Source organism: Defluviimonas sp. D31, assembly GCF_033436765.1.
GTDB lineage: Bacteria > Pseudomonadota > Alphaproteobacteria > Rhodobacterales > Rhodobacteraceae > Albidovulum.
The window spans coordinates 46,871-53,623 of sequence record NZ_JAWQFN010000014.1 but is presented as its reverse complement, the minus strand read 5'-3'; the positions used below and the strand labels follow the sequence as shown (position 1 = coordinate 53,623).

The 6,753-nt window shown below is 66.6% G+C and carries 4 protein-coding genes; 3 read left to right on the top strand and 1 reads right to left on the bottom strand.

Annotated features, from left to right (window positions below):
* Positions 1 to 184 precede the first annotated feature (184 nt).
* Positions 185 to 838: a peroxiredoxin gene (locus R5H32_RS18325; protein WP_318340139.1), complete on the bottom strand. Its 654-nt coding sequence runs from the start codon at positions 836 to 838 to the stop codon at positions 185 to 187.
* Between the two features lie 275 nt (positions 839 to 1,113).
* Here R5H32_RS18325 and R5H32_RS18320 point away from each other — a divergent pair, with 275 nt between their 5' ends.
* From R5H32_RS18320 to R5H32_RS18310, 3 genes are all read left to right on the top strand, one after another.
* Entirely contained in the window at positions 1,114 to 2,565 is a 1,452-nt protein-coding gene (locus R5H32_RS18320) for an aldehyde dehydrogenase family protein (protein ID WP_318340138.1), read from the top strand.
* Between the two features lie 190 nt (positions 2,566 to 2,755).
* A complete protein-coding gene (locus R5H32_RS18315; protein ID WP_318340137.1) occupies positions 2,756 to 4,303 on the top strand; it encodes a trimethylamine methyltransferase family protein in 1,548 nt (515 codons plus the stop codon).
* A gap of 31 nt (positions 4,304 to 4,334) precedes the next feature.
* Positions 4,335 to 6,752 (top strand): FAD-dependent oxidoreductase, encoded by a 2,418-nt coding sequence (locus R5H32_RS18310; protein ID WP_318340136.1) that lies wholly within the window; start codon positions 4,335 to 4,337, stop codon positions 6,750 to 6,752.
* The last annotated feature ends 1 nt before the right edge of the window (position 6,753 follow it).

The window sequence follows — 6,753 nt, the reverse complement described above, 5'->3', positions numbered from 1 at the left end:
CATCCTGTCGGACAACCTTGAAAGCAGTTTGCGGATCATGCGGAAACTCTTCTGCGGCACGCGACCCGGCCTAGCTAGGCGTGAACCGCACGCCTGTAAAGGCCGGCAGGTCACAGCGATGGCTTCGCGCCGCCGCGTTCGGACAGGCGCGGGCACCCGCGAGCGGATGTCCGCGCCCCGCTGTTCAGTCCGGAAGCTTGGTGTAGCGCAGGTAGGGCAGAACCGCGTTGAACCCGCCGAACTTCTTCTTTGCCGCCTCGTCGTCGAGCGCGAGCGGGATGATCACGTCCCCGCCGGGGGTCCAGTCGGCGGGCATCGACACGCCCGCGCGCGCGGAAGTCTGAAGGGCGTCGAGCGCGCGCAGGACCTCGGAGAAGTTGCGACCCACCGTCATCGGATAGGTCATCGACAGTTTCAGCTTCTTGTCCGGTGCGATGATGAAGACCGCGCGTACCGTCTCGCTGTCGGCCGGGGTCGGGTGCTCGGGCAGATAGTATTCGTGCGGCAGCATGTCGAAGGCTTTCGACACATGCAGGCCGTCATCGGCGATGATCGGGAAATAGGGCGTGGCGCCGCCCGCCTTCTCGATGTCGCGCTTCCAGCGCTTGTGGTCTTCGATGCCGTCCACCGAGATGCCGATCACCTTAGTGTTGCGCTTGTTCCATTCGTCGGCAAGCCGCGCCACGGCGCCGAATTCGGTGGTGCAGACCGGGGTAAAGTCCTTCGGGTGCGAGAACAGGATCGCCCAGCTGTCGCCGATCCATTCGTGGAAGCTGATCACGCCCTGGTCGGTCTGGGCCGTGAAGTTCGGAACCGTGTCATTGATGCGAAGGCCCATGCCTTGTCCTTTCCTGTCGGGTGGAACTCATGTGTCAGACACGTAGTCGTTTCCGCAACGTTTTTCACCCCGTATGGCACCCGAAGGCGAGATTCGTTTTCAGGGTCCGGCTATGGGTCCGACCGGGGGCGGATCGCAGCCCCGGGAAAGGCGCTTTTGCGAGGTTGTCAGCTTGTCCTCTTGAATTTCGGAAAAATTTGATCAAATTATGCGTCGACGCTTGCGGCCCGGCTTAGGGCCTGCCACTTTGCCGCCGCCATCTGACGAGGTATGCCATGATCGAGAAACGCGACTTCTACATCGACGGGCGCTGGACCGCCCCGCTTGCCCCCCGCGACTGCGCGGTCATCGACCCTTCGACCGAGGAGCCCTGCGCGGTGATCTCGCTCGGTTCGGCGGCCGATGCCGACAGGGCCGTCGCCGCCGCCAAGGCCGCCTTCCCGGCCTGGGCAGCGACCCCACCGGCGGAGCGCCGCGCCGTCGTCGTTCGCATTCTCGAACAGTACGAGAAGCGCAAGGAGGAAATGGCCGAGGCGATTTCCTGCGAGATGGGTGCGCCGATCGACATGGCGCGCGACAGCCAGGCGCCCTGCCTGCCGTGGCACCTGACGAACTTCCTCCGCGCCTTCGACGAGATCGAATGGGTGAAGCCCCTCGGCCCGCATGCGCCGAACGACCGGATCGCGCTCGAGCCGATCGGCGTCGTCGGGCTCATCACTCCGTGGAACTGGCCGATGAACCAGATCGCGCTGAAGGCGATCCCGGCGCTGCTGGCGGGCTGCACCTGCGTGCTGAAGCCTTCCGAGGAAAGCCCGCTCAATGCGATGCTCTTCGCCGAGTTCTGCCACGACGCGGGCGTGCCGCCGGGCGTCTTCAACCTCGTGAACGGCGACGGGATGGGGGTTGGCACCCGGCTCTCGACCCATCCGGACGTGGAGATGATCTCCTTCACCGGCTCGACGCGCGCGGGCATCGCGATTTCCAAGGCGGCGGCCGAGACGCTGAAGCGGGTGACGCTGGAACTCGGCGGCAAGGGCGCCAACGTGATCTTCGCCGATGCCGACGAGAAGGCGGTGAAGCGCGGCGTGCTGCATATGATGAACAATTCCGGGCAGAGCTGCAACGCGCCCTCCCGGATGCTGGTCGAGCGGTCGGTCTACGATCGCGCGGTGGAGACGGCGGCCGAGGTCGCGGCCTCGGTCAAGGTCGGCCCGGCCTCCGAGCCCGGCCGCCATATCGGCCCGGTGGTGAACAAGCGCCAGTGGGAGCAGATCCAGGGCTACATCCAGAAGGGCATCGACGAGGGCGCGCGGCTGATCGCCGGGGGGCTCGGCCTGCCCGAGGGGATGAACAAGGGCTTTTACGTCCGCCCGACGGTCTTTGCCGACGTGAAGCCCGGCATGACCATCGAGCGCGAGGAGATCTTCGGGCCGGTCCTGTCGATCATTCCCTTCGAGGACGAGGCCGAGGCGGTCCGGATCGCCAATGACACGCCCTACGGGCTCACGAACTACGTCCAGACCCAGGACGGCGCGAAGCGCAACCGGATGGCGCTGGCGCTGAAGGCCGGCATGGTCGAGATGAACGGCCAGTCGCGCGGTGCGGGTTCGCCTTTCGGCGGGGTGAAGGCGTCGGGACGGGCGCGCGAAGGCGGGCATTGGGGGATCGAGGAGTTCCTCGAGGTCAAGGCGATCTCGGGCTGGGCCACGGATCTCGCGGCCGAGTAGGGGAGGAGCGCGGTCCGGCCGGGGCATCGAGCCGCGTCCGGACCGGTCCGGCTGACGCCGGACGGCACCGACCCAATGTCGATGCAAAACGACATTTCGAACCTTCGGAATGTCGCCATGGCTACTTTCCCCGGCGCCGCCGCTGCCCGTAAAATCGGGCCCGGAATGCGCAACTGCCGAGGAGAGAATTATGGCTGGCGAGGACACAACGGCAAAGGCGCGGCACGGTGGGCGCGAGGCGCGGCGGCGCGAGCGGTCGCACAAGGCGACGGGGCTCGGACGGCCCTACATCACCCGCAACATTCCGACCTATGACGTCCTGTCGGAAGAGAACCTCCTGAAGATCGAGGCCGCGGCCGACCGCATCCTCGCCGAGACCGGGATCGAGTTCCGCGACGACGACGAGGTCCTGGGCTACTGGAAGGCGGCCGGCGCCAAGGTCGACGGCACGCTGGTGAAGTTCGAGCCCGGCATGCTGCGCGAGATCCTGAAGACCGCGCCGGCCGAGTTCACCCAGCACGCCCGCAATCCCGCCAATTCGGCGCAGATCGGCGGCCGGAACGTCGTCTTCGCGCCCTCCTACGGGTCGCCCTTCGTGATGGACCTCGACCGCGGCCGCCGCTTCGGCACGCTGCAGGACTTCCAGAACTTCATCAAGCTCGCGCAGTCCTCGCCCTGGTTCCACCACTCGGGCGGCACGATCTGCGAGCCGACCGACGTGCCGGTGAACAAGCGCCACCTCGACATGGTCTATGCCCATGTCCGCTATTCCGACCGCCCGTTCCTCGGCTCGATCACCGCCGAGGAGCGCAGCGAGGATTCGATCGACATGGCGCGGATCGTGTTCGGCGAGGACTTCGTCGACCAGAACTGCGTCATCATGGGCAACGTCAACGTCAACTCGCCGCTGGTCTGGGACGGGACGATGACGAAGTCCTTGCGCGCCTATGCCCGCGCAGGCCAGGGCTCGGTGATCGTGCCCTTCATCCTCGGCGGCGCGATGGGGCCGGTGACGAATGCCGGCGCCATCGCCCAGGCGCTGGCCGAGACGATGGCGGGCTGCGCGATCACCCAGCTCGAGCGCAAGGGCGCGCCGGTCGTGTTCGGCAACTTCCTGTCCTCGATGTCCCTGCGCTCCGGCTCGCCGACCTTCGGCACGCCGGAACCGGCGATCGGCTCGATGGTGATCGGTCAGCTCTGCCGCCGGCTGAACCTGCCGCTGCGCTGCTCGGGCAACTTCACCACCTCGAAGTTGCCGGACGCGCAGGCGATGACCGAAGGCGTGATGTCGATGCTGGCCGCGATCCATTGCGGGGCGAACTTCATCCTGCATTCGGCGGGCTTCCTCGACGGGCTCCTGTCGATGTCCTACGAGAAGTTCATGCTCGACGCCGACCTCTGCGGCGCGCTGCACAGCTACCTCGACGGGGTGAAGATCGACGACAACCAGCTTGCCGTCGACGCCTTCGCCGAGGTCGGTCCGGGCAACCACTTCTTCGGCTGCGCGCACACGATGGCGAACTACGAGACCGCCTTCTGGGACAGCGAGACCGCCGACAACGAGCCCTTCGAGAAGTGGGAGGCGAACGGCAGCACGGATGCCGCGACCCGCGCCAACCGGCTCTGGAAGGAGAAGCTGCGCGAGTATCAGGCGCCGCATCTCGACGAGGGCATCGACGAGGCGCTGAAGGACTACATCGCCAAGAAGAAGGCCTCGATGCCGGACGCCTGGTACTGAGACCTCAATCTTTCGAACCAAGAGAACACTCATGGAAACTCACGCCCGTGTTGTCATCATCGGCGGCGGCGTCGTCGGCTGCTCGATCCTCTTCCACCTCGCCAAGTTCGGCTGGAAGGACGTCATCCTTCTCGAACGCGACGAGCTGACCTCCGGGTCGAGCTGGCATGCCGCCGGCCAGATCCACACGATCTCGTCGGACCCCAACATCAGCCGGCTCCAGGGCTACACGATCAACCTCTACAAGGAGATCGAGGAGACGTCGGGCCAGTCTGTGGGGATGCACAACACGGGCGGCTTCTACCTCGCTTCGAACGAGGTCTGGTACGATTACCTCAAGCGCGAACGCTCGAAGGCCCGCTACATGGGCCTCGATCAGGAGTTCATCTCCGTCGAGGAGGCCGCGCGGCGCCACCCGCTGATCGACCCCAAGCATTACATCGCCGCGCTCTGGGATCCGCTCGATGGCGACGTGGACCCCTCGGGCGTCTGCTATGCCTATGCGAAATCGGCCCGCGTGCACGGCGCGAAATACTACACCCATACCCCGGTGATCGAGACGCGCCAGCGCAAGGACGGGACCTGGGACGTCGTGACCGAAAAGGGCACGATCAACACCGAGCATGTCGTCAACGCCGCCGGGCTCTGGGCGCGCGAGGCGGGGCGGCTGGCGGGGGTTCACCTGCCGGTGCAGCCTATGGAGCACCATTACCTCGTTACCGAGGAGATCCCCGAGATCGCCGAGCGTATGAAGACGGGGGAGCGGCTGCCCGCAGGCATCGACTACGAGGCCAACATCTATTTCCGCCAGGAGCGGAACGGGATGCTCCTTGGCACCTACGAGCCGAAATCGACGCCCTGGAAGGTCGGCGGCACCCCGATGGACTTCGGCCACGAGCTTCTGCCACCCGATCTAGACCGGATCGCCGACCGGCTGGAACTGGCCTTCGACCGCATCCCGGCGCTCGGCCGCGCCGGCATCAAGAACGTCGTCAACGGGCCCTTCACCTTCGGCCCCGATGGCAACCCGATGATCGGGCCGGTGCCGGGCCTGACGAACTACTGGGCGGCCGTGGGCGTCATGGCGGGCTTCTGCCAGGGCGGCGGCGTCGGCAAGTGCCTTGCCGAATGGATGATCGAGGGCGAGCCGGAGATCGACGTCTGGGCCATGGACATCGCCCGCTTCGGCGATTTCGCCACCCCCGACTGGGGCACGGTGAAGTCGTCTGAGAACTACGAGCGCCGCTTCGTGATGACCTTCCCGAACGAGACCCTGCCCAAGGGCCGGCGCCAGAAGACCACCGCGCTCTATGACCGGCTGGTCGGTCGCGGCGCGGTCATGGGCACCTCCTTCGGGCTCGAACACGCGCTCTGGTTCGCGAACGGACCCGAGGATGCGCATGAGGCGCCGACCTTCGACCGCAACCGCAGCCACGCCTATGTCGCGGCCGAGGTGAAGGCTGTGCGCGAGGCGGTCGGCATGATCGAGATCGCCAACTTCGGCAAGCACGAGGTCAAGGGGCCGGGCGCGCGCGCCTTCCTCGACCGGATGCTCGCCGGCAGGCTGCCGAAACCGGGGCGTGTCGCGCTTTCGCCGGTGCTGACCCACAAGGGCAAGCTTTACGGCGACCTCACCGTCACCTGCCTCGCCGAGGATCACTTCGTGCTGCTCGGCTCGGGTGCTGCGCAGGAGATGCACCGGCGCTGGTTCACCCGCCACCTGCCGGATGAGGGCGTCGCCTACGCCAACATCACCGACAGCCTGCACGGTGTCGCCATCGCCGGGCCGAATGCCCGGAAGCTCCTCGAGCGTGTCACCCGCGACGACGTTTCCGCGAATGCGCTGAAGTTCCGCGATGTGCGCAGGACCTTCGTCGGCGGTGTGCCGGCGATCCTGATGCGGCTCTCGTTCTCGGGTGAACTCGGCTACGAGATCTATGTGGCGCCCCAGTACCAGATGCGGCTCTGGGAAGCGCTGGAGGCGGCCGGCGCCGATCTGGGGCTGAAGCCCTACGGCGCGCGGGCGCTGATGAGCCTGCGGCTGGAAAAGGGCTGGGGGGTCTGGACGATGGACTTCCGCCCCGACTACACCGCTGCGGAAAGCGGGCTCGACGCCTTCATCGACTGGAAGAAGGACTTCATCGGCAAGGCGGCGGCCGAGGCCGAGGCGAAGCGGGGGCCTAAGGCCAGGCTCGTGACCATGGTCATCGAGACCGACCGCGACGTGGTCGGCGACGAGGCGATCCTGCAGGACGGCGCCTGCATCGGCCATGTGACCTCGGGGGGATATGCCCACCATGCAGGCAAGTCCGTGGCGCTCGGCTATGTGCCGCCTGCGGCAGCGGCTGACGGCACCGCGCTACAGGTCGAGATCAACGGCACCTTCTGCGCCGCGAAGGTCGTGGCCGAGCCGCTCTACGACGCGGCCGGCGAGCGTATGAGGGGGTGAC

Excerpts from the sequence above, each read along its gene's own strand:
- R5H32_RS18315 (WP_318340137.1), top strand. The coding sequence starts at position 2,756 with ATGGCTGGCGAGGACACAACGGCAAAGGCGCGGCACGGTGGGCGCGAG.
- R5H32_RS18325 (WP_318340139.1), bottom strand. The coding sequence starts at position 838 with ATGGGCCTTCGCATCAATGACACGGTTCCGAACTTCACGGCCCAGACC.
- R5H32_RS18320 (WP_318340138.1), top strand. The coding sequence starts at position 1,114 with ATGATCGAGAAACGCGACTTCTACATCGACGGGCGCTGGACCGCCCCG.
- R5H32_RS18310 (WP_318340136.1), top strand. The coding sequence starts at position 4,335 with ATGGAAACTCACGCCCGTGTTGTCATCATCGGCGGCGGCGTCGTCGGC.